General features: G+C 71.6%; 23 protein-coding genes. 8 read left to right on the forward strand and 15 right to left on the reverse strand.

Going from position 1 to position 20,984, the window contains the following annotated elements:
* Positions 1 to 62 precede the first annotated feature (62 nt).
* The 10 genes from BCF74_RS03865 to BCF74_RS03910 all read right to left on the reverse strand — a co-directional run bounded on the left by BCF74_RS03865 (position 63) and on the right by BCF74_RS03910 (position 7,486).
* On the reverse strand, positions 63 to 605 hold the full coding sequence (locus BCF74_RS03865) for an ABC transporter substrate-binding protein (protein WP_177426626.1): 543 nt from the start codon (positions 603 to 605) through the stop codon (positions 63 to 65).
* Between the two features lie 280 nt (positions 606 to 885).
* Positions 886 to 1,203 carry a phosphatase RsbU N-terminal domain-containing protein gene (locus BCF74_RS03870; RefSeq protein WP_106296640.1) on the reverse strand — a complete coding sequence of 106 codons (318 nt, stop codon included), beginning with the start codon at positions 1,201 to 1,203 and terminating at the stop codon, positions 886 to 888.
* The gene (locus tag BCF74_RS03875) at positions 1,200 to 1,583 is read right to left on the reverse strand and encodes an STAS domain-containing protein (RefSeq protein WP_106296641.1); all 384 of its coding nucleotides are present in this window, start codon (positions 1,581 to 1,583) and stop codon (positions 1,200 to 1,202) included. Before BCF74_RS03875 ends, BCF74_RS03870 begins: the two co-directional genes overlap by 4 nt.
* Positions 1,583 to 2,476, reverse strand: coding sequence for an STAS domain-containing protein (locus tag BCF74_RS03880; protein WP_106296642.1), 894 nt, complete (start codon positions 2,474 to 2,476; stop codon positions 1,583 to 1,585). Before BCF74_RS03880 ends, BCF74_RS03875 begins: the two co-directional genes overlap by 1 nt.
* A complete protein-coding gene (locus BCF74_RS03885; protein WP_106296643.1) occupies positions 2,473 to 3,546 on the reverse strand; it encodes a sigma-70 family RNA polymerase sigma factor in 1,074 nt (357 codons plus the stop codon). The genes BCF74_RS03880 and BCF74_RS03885 overlap by 4 nt, the downstream gene beginning before the upstream one ends.
* Positions 3,547 to 3,626: 80 nt before the next feature.
* Entirely contained in the window at positions 3,627 to 4,424 is a 798-nt protein-coding gene (locus BCF74_RS03890) for an endonuclease/exonuclease/phosphatase family protein (RefSeq protein ID WP_146132865.1), read from the reverse strand.
* A gap of 10 nt (positions 4,425 to 4,434) precedes the next feature.
* Positions 4,435 to 5,391, reverse strand: a complete 957-nt coding sequence (locus BCF74_RS03895; protein WP_106296644.1) for an ROK family glucokinase — start codon at positions 5,389 to 5,391, stop codon at positions 4,435 to 4,437.
* Positions 5,388 to 5,792 (reverse strand): hypothetical protein, encoded by a 405-nt coding sequence (locus BCF74_RS03900; RefSeq protein ID WP_106296645.1) that lies wholly within the window; start codon positions 5,790 to 5,792, stop codon positions 5,388 to 5,390. Before BCF74_RS03900 ends, BCF74_RS03895 begins: the two co-directional genes overlap by 4 nt.
* Positions 5,782 to 7,032, reverse strand: a complete 1,251-nt coding sequence (locus BCF74_RS03905) for an ArsA family ATPase (RefSeq protein WP_106296646.1) — start codon at positions 7,030 to 7,032, stop codon at positions 5,782 to 5,784. Before BCF74_RS03905 ends, BCF74_RS03900 begins: the two co-directional genes overlap by 11 nt.
* A gap of 1 nt (position 7,033) precedes the next feature.
* Positions 7,034 to 7,486 carry an SRPBCC family protein gene (locus BCF74_RS03910; RefSeq protein ID WP_106296647.1) on the reverse strand — a complete coding sequence of 151 codons (453 nt, stop codon included), beginning with the start codon at positions 7,484 to 7,486 and terminating at the stop codon, positions 7,034 to 7,036.
* Positions 7,487 to 7,623: 137 nt separating this feature from the next.
* On the opposite strand from BCF74_RS03910, the gene BCF74_RS03915 reads away from it, so the two are divergent.
* Both BCF74_RS03915 and BCF74_RS03920 read left to right on the forward strand, forming a co-directional pair.
* Positions 7,624 to 9,417 (forward strand): AMP-dependent synthetase/ligase, encoded by a 1,794-nt coding sequence (locus BCF74_RS03915; RefSeq protein WP_106296648.1) that lies wholly within the window; start codon positions 7,624 to 7,626, stop codon positions 9,415 to 9,417.
* A gap of 187 nt (positions 9,418 to 9,604) precedes the next feature.
* Positions 9,605 to 10,912: a hypothetical protein gene (locus BCF74_RS03920; RefSeq protein ID WP_177426627.1), complete on the forward strand. Its 1,308-nt coding sequence runs from the start codon at positions 9,605 to 9,607 to the stop codon at positions 10,910 to 10,912.
* Here BCF74_RS03920 and BCF74_RS03925 read toward each other — a convergent pair.
* Complete coding sequence (locus BCF74_RS03925; protein ID WP_146132867.1) at positions 10,869 to 11,900, reverse strand: hypothetical protein; 1,032 nt, start codon at positions 11,898 to 11,900, stop codon at positions 10,869 to 10,871. The genes BCF74_RS03920 and BCF74_RS03925 overlap by 44 nt on opposite strands.
* A gap of 72 nt (positions 11,901 to 11,972) precedes the next feature.
* On the reverse strand, positions 11,973 to 12,245 hold the full coding sequence (locus tag BCF74_RS03930; protein ID WP_106296716.1) for a hypothetical protein: 273 nt from the start codon (positions 12,243 to 12,245) through the stop codon (positions 11,973 to 11,975).
* Between the two features lie 111 nt (positions 12,246 to 12,356).
* Here BCF74_RS03930 and BCF74_RS03935 point away from each other — a divergent pair, with 111 nt between their 5' ends.
* A complete protein-coding gene (locus tag BCF74_RS03935; protein WP_106296650.1) occupies positions 12,357 to 14,078 on the forward strand; it encodes a DEDD exonuclease domain-containing protein in 1,722 nt (573 codons plus the stop codon).
* A gap of 54 nt (positions 14,079 to 14,132) precedes the next feature.
* Complete coding sequence (locus BCF74_RS03940) at positions 14,133 to 14,414, forward strand: Lrp/AsnC family transcriptional regulator (RefSeq protein ID WP_106296651.1); 282 nt, start codon at positions 14,133 to 14,135, stop codon at positions 14,412 to 14,414.
* A gap of 21 nt (positions 14,415 to 14,435) precedes the next feature.
* Here the strand turns inward: BCF74_RS03940 and trpD are convergent, their stop codons facing one another.
* Positions 14,436 to 15,506 (reverse strand): anthranilate phosphoribosyltransferase, encoded by a 1,071-nt coding sequence (gene trpD, locus BCF74_RS03945; RefSeq protein ID WP_177426628.1) that lies wholly within the window; start codon positions 15,504 to 15,506, stop codon positions 14,436 to 14,438.
* 17 nt (positions 15,507 to 15,523) lie between these two features.
* The gene (locus BCF74_RS03950) at positions 15,524 to 15,976 is read right to left on the reverse strand and encodes a response regulator transcription factor (protein WP_106296653.1); all 453 of its coding nucleotides are present in this window, start codon (positions 15,974 to 15,976) and stop codon (positions 15,524 to 15,526) included.
* A gap of 139 nt (positions 15,977 to 16,115) precedes the next feature.
* Between BCF74_RS03950 and ctaE the strand changes: the two genes are divergently transcribed.
* The 4 genes from ctaE (at position 16,116) to qcrB (ending at position 20,687) form a co-directional block, all read left to right on the forward strand.
* On the forward strand, positions 16,116 to 16,784 hold the full coding sequence (gene ctaE, locus BCF74_RS03955; RefSeq protein WP_106296654.1) for an aa3-type cytochrome oxidase subunit III: 669 nt from the start codon (positions 16,116 to 16,118) through the stop codon (positions 16,782 to 16,784).
* A 60-nt stretch (positions 16,785 to 16,844) separates the two neighbouring features.
* Positions 16,845 to 17,648, forward strand: a complete 804-nt coding sequence (gene qcrC / locus BCF74_RS03960; protein WP_106296655.1) for a cytochrome bc1 complex diheme cytochrome c subunit — start codon at positions 16,845 to 16,847, stop codon at positions 17,646 to 17,648.
* A 64-nt stretch (positions 17,649 to 17,712) separates the two neighbouring features.
* Positions 17,713 to 18,843 (forward strand): cytochrome bc1 complex Rieske iron-sulfur subunit, encoded by a 1,131-nt coding sequence (gene qcrA / locus BCF74_RS03965; protein WP_106296656.1) that lies wholly within the window; start codon positions 17,713 to 17,715, stop codon positions 18,841 to 18,843.
* Positions 18,840 to 20,687 (forward strand): cytochrome bc1 complex cytochrome b subunit, encoded by a 1,848-nt coding sequence (gene qcrB / locus BCF74_RS03970; RefSeq protein ID WP_106296657.1) that lies wholly within the window; start codon positions 18,840 to 18,842, stop codon positions 20,685 to 20,687. The genes qcrA and qcrB overlap by 4 nt, the downstream gene beginning before the upstream one ends.
* On the opposite strand, the gene BCF74_RS03975 is transcribed toward qcrB, so the two are convergent.
* The gene (locus tag BCF74_RS03975; protein WP_245889198.1) at positions 20,677 to 20,970 is read right to left on the reverse strand and encodes a DUF167 domain-containing protein; all 294 of its coding nucleotides are present in this window, start codon (positions 20,968 to 20,970) and stop codon (positions 20,677 to 20,679) included. The genes qcrB and BCF74_RS03975 overlap by 11 nt on opposite strands.
* Positions 20,971 to 20,984: the final 14 nt, after the last annotated feature.

Here is a 20,984-nt window from a genome sequence, read left to right on the forward strand (position 1 = left end):
ACCTGAGTCAGGCTGGCTCCTCCGCGCGAGGAGCCGTCCGTGCGATGCCCCTCAGTGGTGGGTCATCCGCCGAGGCCGAGGCCACGCAGGAGACGGTCGAGCAGTGCCGAGATGGCCTGGAGCGGACCGCCGCCGTCGAGGAGGCCGGCCACGGCGCAGAGCAGGTTGCCGAGGAGGTTGCCCGCACCCGGGACCGCGGTGATGTCGAGGCTGATCGGCGACAGGTCGATGACGAGCCCGAGGAGGTCGAGGTTCAGCGGGCCGAGGTCGAGCGTGAGGATCGAGCAGCCCTTCGGGGCGGCGAGGTTCTGGATCGGTGCCGTGAAGTCCGTGCCGCCGGTGGGAAGACCGGTGCCGGTGACCGTGCCGGTGAGCTGGAGGACGCCGTTGACGACCTCGGTGCTCAGGTTGCTCAGGGCCCCGGTGAACGCCGTGCCGTCGGCGAGCGTGCCGGCGACGGGCAGGGTCGTGGCCGCGGGCTTCGCGGCGGCCTTGGCGGCGGCTGCGGCCGGTGCGGGGGCGGCCTGGGCGGTGGCGGCGGGCCCGACGGCGAAGACGCCGGCGACGGCGGCGGCGGTGGCCACGGAAACGAGTCGGATCTTCATGGTCTCTCCTTGATGTGAAGGGTCCAGCGGCGGGATGTGCCGCTGTCAGGGAGGGAGAGCCATGAACCGTCGACCCGTGACGCGAGTCCCATTCCTGTGATCTGGATCACAGGGACGGCCCGAGCCTGCCGAGCAGGGGCGGCGAGCGGTCCCCGACGAGATCACGCGTCACCGACGGCGGCCTGCGACGTCATGGTGATCGGATGGGCACGGCCGATCACGGGACGGGCCGATCGCAGGGCCGGCAGGACTGCGTGACCGCGGCTCGGTCAGCGGGTGCTCACCGACCAGCGGCGCCGGGCTTCGGCGCGAGGTCACCGACCACACCGCTCGCGAGGTCGAAGGGAGCGAGCACCTCGGCAAGGAACTGCTCGGCCGAGGTGATCGTGTGGGCGGCGTCGGCGCCGTCTTCGAGGAGCGCCTCGGTGAGCACCTCGTGATGGATCGCCGAGAGGGCCACCACGCTGACCCGTTCCTTCAGGGCCGCCCGGCCGATGTCGTAGCCGGTGAGCAGGGCGGCCTCCTCCCGCCGTGGAAGGTAGCGCAGGAAGGCCACGCGGTAGCTCTGGCGCACCCGGTCGACGGCATCGACGGTCATGGTGTCCACGCGGGCCCGAGAGCCGCCGCAAGGTGGGCCATTCCCTCTTCGAGATCGAGCGCCGTGGCCACCGCTCCGGTGCCGATGCCCAGCTCCACCATGGCCTGGGCGACGTCGGGCTGGATGCCGACGATGACCGTGAGGGCTCCGCGCAGACGCGCGATCTCGGCGATGTCTCGCAGCGTCTTGCTCCCGAAGCTGTCGAGCACGTCGAGGGCCGCGACGTCGATGATGATCCCCCGGGCGCGATCCGTGCCCACGCGACCCACGAGGTCACGCTGCAGCCGAAGCAGCTGGGAGTCGTCGAGGGCAGTGTGGACCGACGCCACAAGGACCTGGCCTTGTCGCAGGATGGAGAAGAGCGCCGGTTCGGTGTCCACTAGCTTGCGCTGGCCTCCTCACGGGTGACGACGTAGCCGAGCAGGCGCTCGGCCTCTTCCAGACCGCCTTGCAGGTCCCCGATGGTGTTCATCTTGCTCAGGTCCACGCCCAGGGTGACGAGGGTCTGGGCGATCGTCGGGGACAATCCGGTGATGATGACGCTCGCGCCCATGAGCCGTGACGCGTCGACCGTCTGGACGAGGTGGTTGGCAACCGTCGCGTCCACTTCGGGAGCGCCGGTGATGTCGATGACGACGACCTTGGCGCGGTGCCGCCTGATCCCGTCGAGGAGCTGCTCGGTGAGCTGACGGGCACGCTCTCCGTCGAGGACGCCGATGATGGGCAGCACGAGCAGACGCTCGCGCACCGGAAGCACCGGCGTCGAGAGCTCGCGCAAGGCGTCCTGCTGCTGCCGGATGACCCGCTCGCGCTCGTCGACGAAGCTCACGGCCACGGTGTTGGCGATGCGGTTCGCCGCGGGCTCGTAGGCGTCGAGGACTCGGTTGAGCAGGTCGAAGTCCTGCTGGTACTTCTCGAAGAGGGAGCGCGCGAGCACGTCGCGCAGGAGCAGGACGATCCCGACCACCTCGTGGGTCTCGACGCCCCGAGGGATGATCCGCTCGGACAGGTCCCGGGCATAGTCCTGGAGCGCCTCGACGCTGCCGGTCTCGAGGACCTCGACGTAGTTGTCGTAGACCGACTCCGTCTCGGCGGCGATCTCCTGCGGCGTCATCGCCTCGAGCAGGTGGGCCTCCTGGATGCGGGCGGACCACTGCTCCTGCAGCACGGCGCGTCGCTCGCGCAGGTGCGCGACGAGCTGGGGCAGCAGCTGTTCGAGGTCCTCGGCGGGGGCATGGTCCCAGGAGCCGGGTTCGGTGAAGGTGTCGTTCATCTCGTGTCCTTTCGGTACCGGGTCATCGTGATCGTCGTGCCTCGGCCGGGGACGGACTCGATGTCGAACTCGTCCATGATCCGCCGGGCGCCGGGAAGGCCGAGGCCCAGCCCTCCGTAGGTCGTGTAGCCGTCGCGCATCGCGAGCTCGACGTCCTCGATGCCCGGACCACGGTCGCGCGCCACGATGCGGATCCCCGGTCGTGACCTGGCCGGCTCGAAGGTCATCCGCCCCCGCTCCGCAAACTTGACGATGTTGCGGGCGATCTCGGACACGACCGTCGCGACGAGCGTGACGTCGGACCGGTCGAACCCGAGGTCGGCGGCGAGGCGACGCACGGCCACCCGCGCCTCGACGACGTCGTGGTCCTTGGCCACGTCGATGGCGACGCGGCCGGAGTCCTGCTGAGAGCTCTCGAGGAGCGGCCCGGCCACGTCGGCGCAGAAGTCGCAGCCCGCCAAGTGGTCGTCGACGCCGGCTTCACGCCAGCGGCGCTGGTCGCGCAGCGCCACGGCCACGAGAACGGGTCGGCACCGCTCGGTCGGTGGTTCCCGATGGGAGGCGACGATGAGGTACTCGGCGCGCATCCGCGCACGGAGCCGACGCAGCTGCGCTCCGAGGGCGCCGGCGGTCGTGCCCTCGCGAGCAGCGAGGGTGGCGAGCGAGGTGCCGTCGACCTCGTGGGCCAGGAGGAGAGAACGTTCCTGCACGGACAGGGACTCCAGCGCTCGACGCACGGCGACCTGGTCCTCCCCCGCCAGCACGCCCATGTCCGGGGCATCGGGTTCGTCGAGGTCGACCATCCGCGGCTGGTAGCGCTGGAACCGCGCCTCGTCGCGCCACATCGTGGCGATGACGTTGCGTGCAGTGGTGACGGCATAGGCCTCGATGCCGCCGTCGATGCGGTCGGACGCGGCCAGGACACGAGCCACCGTCTCCTGCACCAGGTCCTCGGCCGCGGGGTGGTTGCCCACCCGGGCGCGCACGACCCGGGTCACGAGAAGGTGCAGCTCGGCCGCCGACGGTTCGGGCGGCCCGTCAGCACCTGAGTCAACGACCGCGGCACCCACTCCGGCATCGTAGGTCAGCCCCGGCACCCGTGTTGACCTGCGCAGTTGCGGATTTCTTGCGGGTCTGCGGCGACCACCGCTCACCCAGGCTGCGGGGTGTCCTCGGCCTCCTGCGCGGACGCCTCGGCCCGGGCCACCGACTCCTCGGTGACGGTCTCACTGACCGCCTCGGCGCCCTCCTCCGCTTGCTCCTGCGCCGCCGTCGGTGCGTCGATGACGAGGTCCACCCAGGTCGGCCGGTGGTCGCTCGCCGCGACGAGGTCCTCCTCCGACAGCTCGACATCGGCGTGGGGCGCCGCTTCGAGCCCAGGCGTGGCGAAGATGACGTCGAGGACCCGCCGGGGCCGGGCGGCGGGGTAGGTCGGCGTCGTCGGCGACACGAGCCGCATCACCCCGGCGAAGGCCTGCCACGCGGCACCGGTCTCGGTCTCGTTGAGGTCGCCCGCGAGGACGAGCTCGCTGTCCCGACCGAGCGTGTCGAGGATGACCTTCGCGTGCGCCGCCCGCTCCGCGGCGTCCAGGCTGAGGTGCACGCTGGCGACCGCCACGGGCTCTCGACCCGGCACCGCCACCCGCGCGAGCGCGAACCCGCGGGTCCGCTGGAGCCGGGCCACCCGCAGCCGGTGGTGGCGCGACTCGACGACGTCGACGCGCAGCGAGGTGAAGATCGTCGTCCCGCCGCTCCCCCGGTGACGGCCCGACCAGAACATCCCGCAGTCGCGCGCGAACCCAGCGACCCGCTGCGACGAGAACAGCCGCCGCGGCACCTCCTGGAGGCACAGCACGTCCGGGTCGATCGCGCGCACGACGCGCGCGGCGGCATACGGGTCGCCCAGGAAGTCACGCGTGTTGTAGCTCGCGACGCGCATCGTCCGCATCGGCGCCCCTTCAGGCCGCGGCGCGCGCGAGGTCGGCCGCGCCGATGAGGCCGGCCTCGTTGCCGAGCCGGGCCGCGACGATCCGGGCCTCGGGCCGGTAGCCGCGGCCGGTGAGCCGGCGCCGGAACGTCTCACGCGCGGGCCCGAGCAGCAGCTCCCCCGCCGCCGACACGCCACCGCCGATGACGAACGTCCCCGGGTCGAACGCGGCCGCGAGGTTGGCGATGCCGATGCCGAGCCAGTGCCCGATCTCGGCGAGCAGCTCGGTGGCCGTCGGGTCGCCGTCGCGGGCCGCCTCGGTGACGATCGGCCCGGTGAGGTCCTCGGCGCGACCGTCGACGCGGGCGGCGAGGTCGGTTGCGACCGGTGAGTTCGCGAGGATCATCGCGCGGGCCTCGCGCACGAGGGCGTTGCCGGACGCGTACTGCTCCCAGCAGCCGCGGTTGCCGCACTCGCAGCGCTGCCCCTCGGGCACGACCTGCATGTGGCCGAACTCGCCCGCGATGCCGTAGCGGCCGCGGATCACCGTGCCGTCCATGACGATCGCGCCGCCGATGCCGGTGCCGAGGTTGACCATCATGACGTGCGACTCGCCCTGCGCCGCGCCGAAGCGCCACTCGGCCCACGCCGCCGCGTTGGCGTCGTTGTCGACGACGATCGGCAGGTCGATGCGCTCGCTCAGGGCGTCGCGCAACGGCTCGTGCCGCCACGACAGGTGGGGTGCGAAGACGACGGTGGCGCGGTCCGCGTCGACGAACCCGGCGGCGCCGATCCCGACGGCGACCGCGTCCGGCGCCTGCTCGCGCAGCTCCTCGACGACGTCGACGATCGTGTCCTCGACGACCTGTGGCCGCTTCGACCGGTGCGGAGTGTCCCGACGGGCCCGGAACCGGATCTCGCCGTTCTCGTCGACGACTCCCCCGGCGACCTTGGTCCCGCCGATGTCGATGCCGATGGCGGCACTCACGATGTCTCCTCCTCGTCGACGACGGTGATGGGCTCCGTCGGGGTGGCCGCCGCGGGGCGGCGCGTCGTCGCGTCGCCCTCGCGGGCGGTGTCCGTATGCCGTGTCGCCAGGTCCCCGAGGACCGTCGCCGCTGCCGTCGCCACGTCGGCGAGCCGGGTCAGCGTCTCGGGCGAGAGACCACGAACGATGACGACGGCCCGGCACACGGGGCACCACGAACAGGCCTCGGCATCGCCCATGGCCACGTGCTCGTGCGGCTCCGCCGCCTCCCCCACGGCCGGCGCGGGCTCGGCAGCGGGAGCCTCCGACGGCGCTCGGCCCAGTGCCTGGAGCAACCGCGCTGCCTCCTCGGCCACCGAGCCGACCGCGGCGTCGAGTCGCGCCTCTGCGTCACCCTCCACGCGGCCACACCTCCTCGTCCCGGACGAACCGCACCCGCAGCTCGCCTGCGCGCACCCCTGCATTCTTGACGATGCAGCGGCGCAGGACCGACGGGAGCGCGAGGACGCGCCGGACTCCCCCGACATCGATGACGAGGTCGTCGCCGCGCCGGGCGAGGTCGACGTCCCCCGAGCGGGCGAGCGGCAGCGGGAGGGCGAGCACGAACTCGGCGCCGTCCTCCTCGACGCGCAGCGCCGTCCCCCTCACCGGAGCCTCGAGGGGCGCGAGGTCACCGTCCAGCACCTCGGTCCGTGCCGCCAGCTCGGCCAGAGCCTCGGTCCCGGTCGGCTCGCCGGCGAGGTAGGGAGCGGTGAGGACGGGTATGCCGTGGAAGGACTCGGTGATCGTCGTCAGTCCCGCGGCCTGCGCGGCGTTCCACGCCGCGCGCCACGGGTCGTCGTCGACGGGGATGACCCGGTTCACGAGGACCGCGTCCACGGCATACCCGTGCAGCGACAGGGAGGTGAGGATGCGGCGGGCCTCCGCGATGACGACGTTCTCGGGAGTGAGGACGATCCGCACGCTCGACGACTCCGACGTCAGGATGGTCCGCACCTGCGCCATGTGCTCGCGCCACGTCGTGACGACACCGAGGACCTCGGGGCCCGGCAGCGGGACGCCCGCGGCCGCGGCTGCGGCCGGACGCATCGCGGTGAGCAGGCGGCGCTGGGCCGGGAGCAGTCGGTCGAGGTGCCAGCCGAGGACCTCCGGGAGGGCGAGCAGCCGCAGCGTCTCGGCGGTCGGGGCACAGTCGACCACGACGACGTCCCACGCGCCGCTGCTCGCGTGGTGGCCGAGGGTGAGCAGTGCGGTGATCTCGTCCGCGCCGGGCAGGGCGGTGAGCTCGTCGGCGACGACGGCGTCGACGCCGACGGAGTCGAGCACCTTGAGCAGGTAGTCGCGCAGCACCCCCCAGTCGGCCGCGACGCTCGTGCGGGCACCGACGGCCTGCGCGTGCAGGCCGGGCTCGACCTCGAGGGTCTCGTCCCACGAGGCCGCGAGCCGCAGCTCGACACCGAGGGCGTCACCCAGGCTGTGGGCGACGTCGGTCGACATGACGAGCGTGCGCCGACCGGACCGTGCGGCATCGACGGCCAGGGCGGCAGCAGACGTGGTCTTGCCCACCCCACCCTTGCCGGTGACGAGGACGACGCGGGGCCCCTCCGCCCGGACCGTGGACGCCGCCGAGGAGTTGGTCACCTCAGCCGAGCGACTCGACGCGCTTCTTGAGCTCCTTGAGCGCGGTGTCGACGATGACCTTCTCGGCCTTGCGCTTGAGCATGCCGATCATCGGGATGCGGACGTCGACGGCGAGCTGGTAGTCGACCCGGGTGCCGTCTCCGCTCGGCGTGAGCGTGTAGGTGCCGTCGAGGGCCTTGAGGACGCCGGCGCGCACGAGGGTCCAGGACACCGTGCCGGAGCCGTCCTCGGCGATGCCGTCCCAGTCGTACTCGAGGACGTAGGTGTCCTTGATGGCGCCCGCGTCGACGACGTACTCGACCTGGTCGGCCCACCCGTCGCCGTCCTCGCTGAGGACCGACACCGTCTTCACCTGGTCGGCCCACTCGGGGTAGGCCTCGAAGTCCGCGATGACGTCGAGCACCGCGCCCGGCTCGGCAGCGATCTGGGTCGAGGACGACGTGCTCTCTGTCATACCGCGCAGGTTACCGGGCCGGGTCCGCGCCGATGGGCCTACCTCTAGGATCGGGTCACGGCGGGCACGCGCTCGCTGCCCATCCGCTGGTGACGAGGCCTCGACGACGTCGACGGGGCCGGCCCAAGGAGAGCCACGTGCACGAGAAGTCCAGCCCAGCCCTCGCCCCCGCCACGACCGAGGGAACGCTCGCCGACCTGCCCGCACGGCACCGCAGGGACAGTCCGGACCGGGCCCTCTTCGCCGTGCGCTCCGGCGGCTCGGGCTGGACCGACGTCTCCGCGCGCGACTTCGCCGACCGGGTCGACGCCCTCGCCAAGGGGTTCGTCGCGGCCGGTGTCACTCCAGGCAGCTCGGTCGGCATCATGAGCCGCACCCGATTCGAGTGGACGCTCACCGACTTCGCCCTGTGGACCGCGGGCGCGGTGCCGGTGCCGATCTACGAGACCTCCTCCCCCGACCAGGTCGAGTGGATCCTCAAGGACTCCGGCGCGGTCGGTGTCGTCCTCGAGTCCGAGAAGCACGAGCGCGCCCTGCAGAGCGTGTCGGCGAACCTGCCGGACCTCGCCCACACGTGGGTCATCGACCAGGGCGATCTCGACACGCTCGCCGAGTCCGGCTCGGGCGTCGACGACGCCGCGCTCGCGGCCGCCCGCGAGGGTCGCGACCGGTCCAGCGCCGCGACGATCATCTACACCTCGGGCACGACCGGCCGACCGAAGGGTGTCGAGCTCACCCACGGCAACTTCCTCGACCTCTCCGAGAACACCCGCGCCAAGCTCGACGCCGTCGTCGGCGCGCCCGGTGCATCGACGCTGCTGTTCCTCCCGCTCGCGCACGTCTTCGCCCGCTTCATCGAGGTCCTCTGCGTCGACTCCGGGGCGAAGATGGCGCACTCCGCAGACATCACGACCCTGCTCGACGACTTCGCGAGCTACCAGCCGACGTTCATCCTCGCCGTCCCCCGCGTCTTCGAGAAGGTCTACAACTCGGCCGAGGCCAAGGCCGTCGCCGGAGGGAAGGGCAAGATCTTCGCCCAGGCCGCGGACACCGCCATCGCGTGGTCCGAGGCGAAGGACAAGGGCTCGGTCGGCTTCGCGCTCAAGGCCAAGCACGCCCTCTTCGACAAGCTCGTCTACGGCAAGCTGCGCGACGCCATGGGCGGCCGGGTCCAGTACGCCGTGTCCGGCGGCGCCCCGCTCGGCACCCGTCTCGGCCACTTCTTCCGCGGTATCGGCGTGACGATCCTCGAGGGCTACGGCCTCACCGAGACCACCGCGCCGATCACGGTCAACCTCCCCGACAAGCTCAAGATCGGCACCGTCGGCCCGCCGCTGCCGGGGACGTCGGTCCGCATCGCCGACGACGGCGAGATCCTCGTCAAGGGCGTCAACGTCTTCGGGGCGTACCACAACAACGACGGCGCGACCGGCGAGGCCATCCGCGACGGCTGGTTCCACACCGGGGACATCGGCGAGCTCGACGAGGACGGCTACCTCAAGATCACCGGACGCAAGAAGGAGATCCTCGTGACCGCCGGCGGCAAGAACGTCGCCCCGGCCGTTCTCGAGGACCGCCTGCGCGCCCACCCGCTCGTCTCGCAGACGATCGTCGTCGGCGACCAGAAGCCGTTCATCGCCGCCCTCGTCACCCTCGACGAGGAGATGCTGCCGATGTGGGCCGCGAACAACGGTCTCGAGGGCATCACCCCGGCGCAGGCCCGCACGAACGAGCAGGTCCTGGCCGAGCTGCAGAAGGCCGTTGATGACGCGAACACGGCTGTCTCGAAGGCCGAGTCGATCCGCAAGTTCACGGTCCTCGAGAACGACTTCACCGAGGAGTCCGGCCACCTCACGCCGTCGCTCAAGCTCAAGCGCAACGTCGTGATGCGGGACTACGCGGACGAGGTCGATGCGCTCTACGGCGGCTGACGGAGTAGTGGAGGAGCGGTGGGGCCGGGTCCCACGCTTTGCGTGGGCCGGAGGAGTCCCGACGCGGGGGAACGGAGCCGGAAGCCGCCAGACGAGTTCAGCGGCTGACGGCGCAACCCCGGGCGGGCCCTCTTCCTTCCCGTATGCCGCGTGCGCGCTCGCGGTGGGCTGGCTCGCCTGTCTCGGGGTGCTCCAGTGGAGCGTCGTCCGGTTCCGGACGGCGATCGTCCTCACCCTCACGGCCGGTGCGGTCGGCCTGGGACTCTGGCTGTGGCGCCGGGCCGAGATCCGTTCTGCCCCACCGTGGCTCGTGCCGATGGTGCTGCTGGCCTCGGTCGCGATCACGTGGACGGTCCCGCTGTTCAGCTACCTGGGCGGGGGCGCCCTCACGGCGGCACTCACGGTGCTCACCGTCGTCGGGGTCGCCGGCGCCGCGCTCCTCGCGGCGCCCACGGCGGCACGGGCGCGGGCGGCATACGGCATCGCGGTCGTCGGCCACGTCGTCACCGCGGCGGTCGCGACGATCGGCGACCCGGCACCGAAGATCGACGTCTGGGTCACGCTCCAGCAGGCGAGCGACGCACTTGCGCGCGGCGAGAACTTCTATGACCTCACCTGGACCGACTCCCCCGGCATCCAGGACGCGTTCACCTACCTGCCGTGGACGGCGGTGCTGCTCGCGCCCGGTCGCTGGCTCGGCGGAGACGTGCGGTGGGCGCTCGCGTTCTGGTCCGTCGTGCTCTTCGCCGGGATCTGGGCGCTCTCGCGGCCGCGCCCCGGCGATGCGGCGAGCACCCCGTGCGCGAGCGCGTTCCGGGCGGCCGTCCCGGTGACCGCCCTCGTCGTCGCGCCCGGCACGCTGACCCAGGTCGACCAGGCCTGGACCGAACCGCTGCTCGCCGCGGGCATCGTCTGGTGGGCCGTCCTCGTCCGGCGCGGACACGCCTGGTGGGCGGTCGTCCCGCTCGCGCTGGCCTGTGCGAGCAAGCAGCACCTCGCCCTGCTGCTGCCGCTGCTCCTGCTGTGGCGGCCGTTCGGTGCGCGGCGGGCGGTCGCGACGGGGGCGCTCACGGGGGTGCTCATCGCGCCGTGGTTCCTCGCGTCACCGTCGGACTTCGTGAACGACACCGTGACGCTGCTGCTCGGCTTCCACCCGATCCGGTTCGCGAACACGTGGTACCTGTGGTTCCTCAACGAGCACGGCGTGACGCTGCCGTTCTGGGTCACCGGTCTCGTCGTGCTCGGGGCGCTCGCGGCGGCCGCGTGGGCGATCCATCGTCGCCAGCCCGAACTCGGGGAGCTGCTGCGCTGGTTCGCGTTCGTCCTGCTCGTCGCGAACCTCGTCAACAAGCAGGCGTTCTACAACCAGTTCTGGCTCAGTGCCGCCCTGGTCGCGATGTCACTCGCCGTCCCCGTCCTCAGCGGTCGGGCCACCGACGACCCAGAGCCGGCTACCCCGCAAGGCGACGCAGCTCGGCGAGCCACTGCGTCGTGAACTCGGCCCTCGTGGTGCCGAGGACCTCGCGGAAGGCTGCGTCCATCGCCGTGTCCGCCTGTGCGGGTGATGCGTTGACCGTCGACGCGACGTAGAACCGCTGCAGCGCCGCCTCGCCGTACCTCCGCACGATGAGGTCGACCGCGAGCCACGACGCGAGGTAGGCCGGCGCGATCTCGCCTTGGCTCGGGTCGAAGTCGCCCTGCGTCGGCAGCCGTGTCGGGCCTTGGCCGGCACGCACCTTCTCGAGCAGGCCCGCGGCGAGCTCGGCGCGCGAACGGGACGACCCGGCATACCCGACGTGGTCGGCGAAACCCTCGACGAGCCACAGCGGCGCGGCACCGGGCAACGAGCTGCGCAGGGCCACGTGGGTGCTCTCGTGGGTGATGACGAACTGCCTGCCCTCCGGCGTGAGCCGGGCGAACGCCTCGGGGTTGAGGACGACCCGGTCGGCCGTGGCGCGACCCTCGGCGTCGAGGGGTCCGTCGGTGATGGCGGCGACCTGCGAGACGTCGTCTGCTCGGCCGGTTTGCTCCCGGAACTGGGTGAGGTCCGCGGGCGCGACGAGGGTGACTCGCCCCGGCCAATCGCGGGTCCAGTGCTGCTCCACGGCGGCGACCGCGCGGTCGGCCATCGCGGCGTATGCCGTGAGCGTCGCCTCGTCGGTGGTGCCGCTCACCGAGCTGGCGCGGCCCGTGACGGTGCGAGCGCCCGGGAGAGGTTTCGCCGTCGGCGCACCGGCCGGCGGCGAGGCTGAGACACTCGGTGAGACGTTCGGCGCCGGGCGGGGGCTCTCGGGGACACCCGGCGTCTGGGCCGGCGGCGCCACCGATGCCGACGTGGCGGACTCGGGGGCGCCTCCGGTCCCACACGCCGCCAGGACGGCCACGACGGCCGACAGGGTCAGGGCGACCCCGCCATGCACCGAAGCGGAGCGGACACGCGAGCCGCCGCACGGCATACGGGTCACGCTCTCGGTGGATGGCACCGGCCCATCGTGTCAGGCCGGACATGTCGCGTCCCCGGCTGACCGGCGATCGGCCCCGTCGAGCTGCCGCTCTCAGCCGACGGCGCGGCTCGCCGCGAGCGGCACCCGCCGGGAGCGCACCGTCGTCGCTGCCTCGGCGGTGATGAGGCCGGCGCGTACGCAGGCGGTCACCGCGGCGCGTTCGTCGGCGTCGAGCGGCAGCTCCTCCGTCGCGTCGGCCCCGCGCAGGCCCATCGACTCGATGTCGATGAGGGCGGTGACCATGCAGTCGGCGCAGTGGAGGTCGCGCACCGGGCACCGGTCGCACAGGATCGTCAGGCTCTCGTGGGTCAGGTCGTGGGTCATGTCGTTCACCTCTTCCATCGGGTTGCCCCGACGCTACGACCGACCACTGACAGCCCCTCCCGACGCCGCGCCTCCCCGGCCCTGTCAGTGGGCGCGCCTACTGTCGCAGGCATGCGGATGGTCCAGGGCACGTTCGACGACCTGGGCACTCCTTTGTCCGATGTGACGTTCGTCGTCGTCGACCTCGAGACGACCGGAGGCAGCCCCAGCGAGTGCGGCATCACCGAGATCGGTGCGGTCAAGGTGCGCGGCGGGGAGGTGCTCGGCGAGTTCCAGACGTTCGTCAACCCCGGTGAGCCGATCCCCGCCTTCATCTCCGTCCTCACCGGCATCACCGACGCGATGGTGCGCGACGCCCCGCGCGTCGAGACCGCCCTCGCCTCGTTCCTCGACTTCGCGGCCGGCACGGTGCTCGTCGCCCACAATGCCGGCTTCGACATCGGCTTCCTCAAGGCCGCCTGCGCCCGGGCCGAGCGCGAGTGGCCACGCTTCGCCGTCGTCGACACCGTCCACCTGGCCCGTCAGCTCATCAGCCGCGACGAGGCGCCGAACCACCGGCTCGCCTCTCTCGCAAGGCTTTTCGGCGCCACCACGACACCCGACCACCGCGCCCTGCACGATGCCCGAGCCACCGTCGACGTCCTGCACGGCCTCATCGCGCGCGTCGGTTCCCTCGGTGTCCACTCGCTTGAGGAGCTGCGCGACTACTCCCGGCGCGTCCCGCCAGCCACCCGGCGCAAGCGCCATCTCGCCGACCACCTCCCCGAGGCACCGGGTGTCTACCTCTTCAAAGACGGGCAGGGCCGGGTCCTCTACGTCGGCACGTCGGTGTCGATCCGCACGCGCGTCCGCAGCTACTTCACCGCGTCCGAGCAGCGTCGGCGGATGGCCGAGATGGTGCGGCTCGCCGAGTCGGTCACGCCGATCGTGTGCGAGACGGCGCTCGAGGCCGAGGTGCGCGAGCTGCGGCTCATCGCCGAGCACAAGCCGCGCTACAACCGGCGCTCGCGCCACCCCGAACGGGCGTGGTGGGTCAAGCTCACCGTCGAGCCGTTCCCCCGGCTCTCCATCGTGCGCAAGGTCGCCGACGACGACACCCGCTACATCGGCCCGTTCGCGTCCCGCGGGTCCGCGGACGACGCGGTCGCGGCCGTCCACGAGATCGTGCCCCTCCGGCAGTGCCTCGACCGGCTCTCCGCCACGACCTCGCGGCAGCGCTCGGCCTGCGCGCTGGCCGACATGGGCCGGTGCGGTGCGCCGTGCGTCGGCGGGCAGAGCGCGCAGGAGTATGCCGAGGTCGTGGCCGAGGCGGTGGCCCTGCTCGCCGGCGACGCCCGGCCGGCGGCGACCACGTGGCGGGAGCGGATGGACCGGCTCGCCGACCAGGAGCGGTTCGAGGACGCGGGGGTCGTGCGCGACCGCATGCTCAGCCTCGTCCGCGGCGCATCCCGGGCGCAGCGCCTCGACCCGCTCTCGCGCACGGCCGAGCTCGTCGCTGCCAGACGCGCCGACACCGGCGGGTGGGAGCTCATGTGCATCCGGCACGGCCGGCTCGCCGGCAGCAGCGTCTCCCCGCGCGGCGCCGACCCCATGCCCTACGTCGAAGCGCTGCGCGCGAGCGCGGAGCACGTCGCCACCCCACTGCCGCCCGCCACGGCCGCGCTTCCGGAGGAGAGCGAGCGGATCCTGCGCTGGCTCGACGCCCCCGGCGTGCGCATCGTCGACATCGACGGCACCTGGACCTGCCCCGTGGGCGGCGCGACCGGGCTGCGGCACGAGCTCGAGCCCGTCGAGGCGTCGAGGCGCTCGACGCCCGGCTTCCGCTCGGCCTGACGAGCCCCCAACGCCTGCCCGCCTCGTGTCGGCGGGCCGACTACGCTGCGAAGCGTGATCACCGCCATCGTCCTCATCACCGCCGACGTCAACCGGATCCCCGAGGTCGCCCAGGAGGTCGCCGAGCTCGACGGCGTGAGCGAGGTCTACTCCGTCGCCGGCGACGCCGACCTCATCGCCATGGTCCGGGTCCGCCAGCACGACGAGCTCGCCAGCGTCATTGCCGACCGCCTCAACAAGGTCGAGGGCGTCACCGGCACGGCGACGCACATCGCCTTCCAGACCTACTCCAAGCACGACCTCGAGGCCGCCTTCAGCCTCGGCCTCGAGGGCTGACCCGAGGCCGGGCTCGGCACCTCAGCCGGCCGCGACGCGCCGGCTGGTCTCGACCCACGCCTCCAGCTGCCGCTGCGCGGCGCCGGAGTCGATCGCCTCGGCCGCGCGGTCCATCCCGGCCCGTATGCCGGTCACGACCTCGTCGCGTGAGGCACCGTCCGTCGTGCCCGCCGCCACGGCAAGGGCCGTGCCGGCGTTGAGCAGGACGGCGTCGCGCACGGGACCGAACTCACCGGCATACAGCCGCCGCGCCACGTCGGCGTTCTCGTCGGCCAGGCCGCCGCGGATGCTGTCGATGGGACTGACCTGGAGGCCGACGTCCGCGGGTTCGACCACGTGTTCGGCCACCTCACCGTCACGGACCCAGAGGACCCGAGTCGGACCGGCGACGGACATCTCGTCCAGCCCCTCCTCGCCGCGGAACACCGCAGCCGTCTGGCCACGGTCCGCGAAGACACCCGCGATGACCGGGAGGAAGCGCGCGTCCGCGACCCCCACCGCGGCATACGAGGGCTGCGCGGGGTTGGTGAGGGGACCCAGGAGGTTGAACGCCGTGCCGACCCCGAGCTCGGCGCGCGCCGGGCCGGCGAAGCGCATCGACGGGTGGAAGGTCTGCGCGAAGCAGAAGGTGATGCCGGCATCGAGGGCGACGGCCCGGACCTGCTCGGGTGTGAGGCTCAGTGTCACGCCGAGCGCCTCGAGGACGTCCGCCGAGCCGGACTTGGACGACGCTGCGCGGTTGCCGTGCTTGACGACCCGCAGCCCGGTCGCCGCGATGACGACGGACGACATCGTCGAGATGTTCACGGTGCCGAAGCGGTCACCGCCGGTGCCGACGATGTCGATGCTCTCCCCCGGGACGTCGATGCGGCGGGCGTGCTCGAGCATGACGTCGGCGAGGCCGCGCACCTCGGAGACCGACTCGACCTTGGCGCGCAACGCCATGAGGAAGCCGGCCACCTGCGCGGGGGTCGCCTCGCCGCCCATGATCTGCTGCATCGCCCAGCGGGCGTCCTCGACGCCGAGGTCCTCGCGGGCGAGGAGACGGGTGTAGAGGTGGGGCCACGTCGGGCCCGAGGGGGCCGTGGCCACCACGTCAGCGGTCCCGGTCAGCGGTTCGCGCGGGCGCGCGCCAGGGCGGCGACGGCCTCCGCGACCTTGATCGGGTCGAGCGGGTGCGGCACGGCGTCGTCGGCGAGCGACCAGGCGGCGAGCCAGCCGTCCTGCGGGCGTCCGGTGAGGACGAGGATCGGCGGGCAGTCGTAGATCTCGTTCTTCAGCTCACGGCACAGCCCGAGCCCACCGTTCTTGGCCGCTTCGCCGTCGAGGACGACGACGTCCCAGCCGCCGGCGTCGAGCGCCTCGGTGACCGCGAAGGCCGTCGCGCACTCCAGCCACCGGGTGACCTCGACATCGCGAGCGGGCCGACGACCGACGGCCGCACGCACGGCGTCGCGGGTGGTGATGTCGTCGCTGTAGAGCAGGACGGAGGCCTGGACGAGGTCGCTCGAGCCCGTCTGCGTGGCGGAGGACGTGGCGGGAGCCGCGTGCGCTGAGGTCATGCGCTCATCCTAGCCACGCCACGAGTGGCCTCCCGAGCGGCCCGGGAGGGGCGGACACGACCGGACCGGACGGCATACCCGACACGGCACACCCGAAAGCGGGGGGTCGGTGCAGCGTTCACCGACAATTGACGACATAATGACGGGCGTGGCGACAGCAGAAGCAACGAATCGAGTGTCCGGTCCGGTTCCCAGCATCCCGGACTACGGTCCGGCGACCCGACCGAACATGGTCGCGGTGGGCACGATGGTGTGGCTCTCGAGCGAGCTCATGTTCTTCGCGGCCCTCTTCGCCTTCTACTTCTCGCTCCGCGGCACGCTGCCGACCCAGTGGGCCGAGCGCTCGGAGATGCTCAACGTCCCCTTCGCCTTCGCGAACACGATCATCCTCGTCATCAGCTCGATCTGGTGCCAGCTCGGCGTGTGGCGGGCCGAGCGCGGTCAGGTGGCCCGCACCGGGTCTCTCCTGCAGGTCAAGCAGTGGGGCATGCGCGAGTGGTACGTCCTCACCTACATCTTCGGCTCGATCTTCATCGCCGGGCAGGTCTACGAGTACGCCAAGCTCGTCTCCGAGGGTGTCACGCTGTCGACCGACTCCTACTCCTCGATCTTCTACCTCGCGACCGGCTTCCACGGCATTCACGTCACCGGTGGCCTCATCGCGTTCCTGCTGATCATCGGCCGCACCTTCACGACTCGGCGGTACACGCACCTCCAGGAGACCGGCGCCGTCGTCACGTCGTACTACTGGCACTTCGTCGACGTCGTGTGGATCGCCCTGTTCGCCATGATCTACCTGCTCAAGTAGCCGACGGCCCGAGCGCACGCACCACCAGCCCCCACCCCGAACCGCAACGACAGGACCACCGTGAACGCACTGGCAGCCCGCCGTCGACACCCAGCAGCGATCGCTCTGCTGCTCCTGCTCGGACTGCTCGTCACCGGCTTCGCCTACGCCGCCGTCGCTCCTCAGTCGGCGTCGGCCGAGGCGACGACCGCCGAGCAGGTCGAGAAGGGCAAGCAGCTCTTCCGGGCGAACTGCGCGTCCTGCCACGGCGTCAACGCCGAGGGTCGCAAGACGGGCATCGGCGACCAGATCGCCGGTCCCGCGCTCGCCGGCGTGGGTGCGGCCGCGGTCGACTTCCAGATGGGCACCGGACGGATGCCGATGCGCGCCCCGTCGCAGCAGGCCCCCCGCGCCACCGTGGAGTTCAACCAGGAGCAGATCGACGCCATCGGCGCCTACATCGCCTCGCTCGCCCCGGGACCGGGCGTGCCGTCCGCCGAGGACGTGGACCCGGCCAAGGGGGATCCCGCTGCCGGTGGTGAGCTCTTCCGCGTCAACTGCGCCATGTGCCACAACTTCGCCGGCTCGGGTGGCGCCCTGACCCGCGGCAAGTACGCGCCGTCCCTGATGAACGTCGAGCCCAAGCACATCTACGAGGCCATGGAGACCGGGCCGCAGTCGATGCCCGTCTTCAACGACAACAACCTCGACCCCGAGTCCAAGCGCGACATCATCGCCTTCCTCAAGTCCGTCGAGAACACCCCGTCCCAGGGCGGCCACCAGCTCGGCGCGCTCGGGCCGGTGACGGAGGGCTGGTTCGCCTGGGTCTTCGGTCTCGGAGTCCTCATCGCCGCCGCCGTCTGGCTCGGCCAGAAGTCCGCGTGAGCCGGCCGGCCCAGCTCATGCACCCCACCGCTTCCCACTCTCCGTCGACAGGATCGATCACCCGATGAACGAGCAGGACAGCCCCACCACCGGGAGCGAGGTCGCCCAGCAGGGCGAGTTCGGCTCCGGTGCCGTTCGCCTCGACGAGGGCCATGTGGTCGGCGAGGGCGGCATCCCCGATCGGTTCACCAACCCGGGATTCCCGCCGCACATCCACCGCGGCACCGACCTCGACCCGCGCGCGGCGCGCCGTGCCGAGCGCGTCATCGGCGGCCTCTTCCTGCTCTCCGTCCTCGGCACCATCGGCTTCGTCGTGGCGTACTTCGCCATCGACAAGCGGGCCGCGGTCTTCGTGCCCGGCATCGGTGACATGAACGCCCTGCACCTCGCACTCGGCGTCACCATGGCCCTCTCCCTCCTCGGCATCGGCCTCGGCGCCGTCCACTGGGCCAAGACACTCATGCCCGACGAGGAGGAGGTCGAGATGCGTCACCCGATGCGCTCGGCCGACGAGGACCGCGCGAAGTTCGGCGAGATCCTCGCGGAGGGTGCCGAGAGCGCCCACCTCAACCGTCGTCCGCTCATCAAGTACGCCCTCGGTGGCGCGCTCGGCCTCTTCGCCGTCCCCGTCGTCCTTCCGGTGATCGGTGGCCTCGGTCCGCTGCCGGGTGACGACCTGTCGGTGAGCTACTGGAACGGCGAGCAGGAGCAGGACGGCTCCTACCCGAACCCCAAGATGCGGCTCATGCGTGACCCGCAGAACACGCCCATCCGGGCGAGCGACGTCACCATCGGCTCGGTCTTCCACGTCATGCCCGAGGGCCTGCTCGACCTGGAGGAGGGCATCCTCGAGGAGAAGGCCAAGGCCGCGGTCCTGCTCATGCGCCTGGACCCGGACGACATCAAGTCGCAGAAGCAGAAGGACTGGGGCTACCAGGGCATCGTCGCCTACTCCAAGATCTGCACCCACGTCGGTTGCCCGGTCGGGCTGTACGAGCAGCAGACGCACCACCTGCTGTGCCCGTGCCACCAGTCGACGTTCGACGTGACCCAGGACTGCAAGGTGATCTTCGGCCCGGCCAAGCGCCCGCTGCCGCAGCTGCCGATCACCGTTGACGACGAGGGTTATCTCATCTCCAGGGGCCCGTTCAAGGAGGCCGTTGGACCGAGTTTCTGGGAGCGTGGTTCCGCATGAGCACCGAGACCTACCCGTCCGGGCGCCCGGCGGACCGTCTCCGCGACGGCGACCGCCCCGTGGCCCACGCGCCGAGCGCGGCCGCGCGCAAGGCCGGTGGCGTCGCCGGCTGGATCGACGACCGCACGAGTGCCGCCAAGGGCGTCAACTACCTGCTGCGCAAGGTCTTCCCCGACCACTGGTCGTTCATGCTCGGCGAGATCGCGATGTACTCGATGATCGTCTGCCTGCTCTCCGGTGCGCTCCTCACGCTGTGGTTCGTCCCGAGCGCCGGGCACACGGTGTACGACGGCTCCTACGTCCCGCTGCGCGGGCAAGGCATGTCCGAGGCCTACGCGTCGACGCTGAACATCTCGTTCGACATCAAGGGCGGCCTCATCATCCGCCAGATCCACCACTGGGCCGCGCTGATGTTCATCATCGGCCTCACGGTGCACATGTTCCGGGTGTTCTTCACCGGCGCGTTCCGCAAGCCCCGTGAGCTCAACTGGGTCATCGGCTCCGTCCTCGCGCTCCTCGCGATCATCGAGGGCTTCGCCGGCTACTCCCTCCCCGACGACCTCCTCTCCGGCACCGGGATCCGCGCCATGGAGGGCTTCGTCCAGACGGCTCCGGTCATCGGCTCCTACCTCGCGTACGCGATCTTCGGTGGGCCGTTCCCCGGCGAGATGATCATCCCGCGGCTCTACTCGGCCCACGTGCTGCTCATCCCGGCGATCCTCGTCGGCCTCTTCACGGCGCACATCGTCATCGTCGCGCTGCAGAAGCACACCCAGTTCCCCGGGCCGGGTCGCACGAACGACAACGTCGTCGGCTACCGCGTCATGCCGGTGTATGCCGCGAAGGCCGGTGGGTTCTTCTTCATCGTCTTCGGTGTCATCGCCCTCATCGCGGGGCTGTTCACCATCAACCCGATCTGGGCCTACGGCCCCTACGACCCCTCCCCCGTCACCGCCGGCTCGCAGCCGGACTGGTACATGGGCTTCGCCGACGGCGCCCTGCGTCTGCTGCCCGGGTGGCTGGAGTTCGAGTTCTTCGGGTTCACGCTGTCGCTCAACATCGCGCTCGGTGCGCTCGTGCTGCTGCCGCTCGTCTACACCGTGCTCGGGGCCTACCCGTTCTTCGAGCGCTGGGTCACCGGTGACAACCGCGAGCACCACCTGCTCGAGCGCCCGCGCAACAACCCGACCCGCACCGGCATCGGCATGGCGGGCATCACCGCCTACTCGGTGTTCTTCTTCGCCGCGGGCAACGACATCATGGCCATCAAGCTCGGCCTGTCGATCAACGACATCACCTGGATCTTCCGGATCGGCCTGTTCGTCTTCCCGGTCCTCGCGTTCTGGGTGACGAAGCGGATCTGCCTCAGCCTGCAGCGCCGCGACCGTGAGACCGTGCTGCACGGCTTCGAGTCGGGCCGCATCATCCGTGGCGCCGACGGCTCCTTCCACGAGCGTCACGACCCGCTGAACAAGTACGACCAGTGGATCCTCGTCCAGCACGAGCCGGCCACGCCCATGCAGCTCACGGCCGAGGCGGACGAGAACGGCGTCGCAAGCCCCGCGGCCCGCAAGGACCGCCTGCGCGCCAAGGTGTCCCAGTGGTGGTACAAGGACGCCGTCAACCCGGTCACGCCGGCCGAGCTCGCGGCGGCCCACCACGACGGCCACGAGGCGGAGGCGCTCGAGGCGCCGCTCGACTACGAGGGCATCGAGGGTCGACAGGACCACGCCGGCGGTGAGGGCGGAGAAGGCGCCGACACCGACGTCAAGCGCGACGACGAGTCCGACCGCGACTCCGACGTCGACTCCGGTATCGGCAGCGCGAGCCGGCTCAGGGAGTGAGCAGGGCGGCGAGCCGCTCCCGGCCCGCCGTCTCGTCAACGACAGCGACCTCGAGGACCTTCGTCCTCGAGGTCGCTCCGCTGAGCAGGGTGACCTGGCGCGGCCTCACCCCGAAGGCCGTGGCGACGGCACGCAGGACCGCCGCAGTCGCCGCGCCGTCGACGGCACGCTCGGTGACCGCGACGACGAGCGCGGGCTCACCGGCATACCCGTGCTCTCCGGCAGGCCCATAGGAACCGCCGACGGCGGTCCTCGACGCTCCGGGCTTCACCCTGACGGTCACGCGCACCGCCACAT

This window comes from Knoellia remsis, from assembly GCF_003002895.1.
GTDB classification, from domain to species: Bacteria; Actinomycetota; Actinomycetes; order Actinomycetales; family Dermatophilaceae; genus Knoellia; species Knoellia remsis.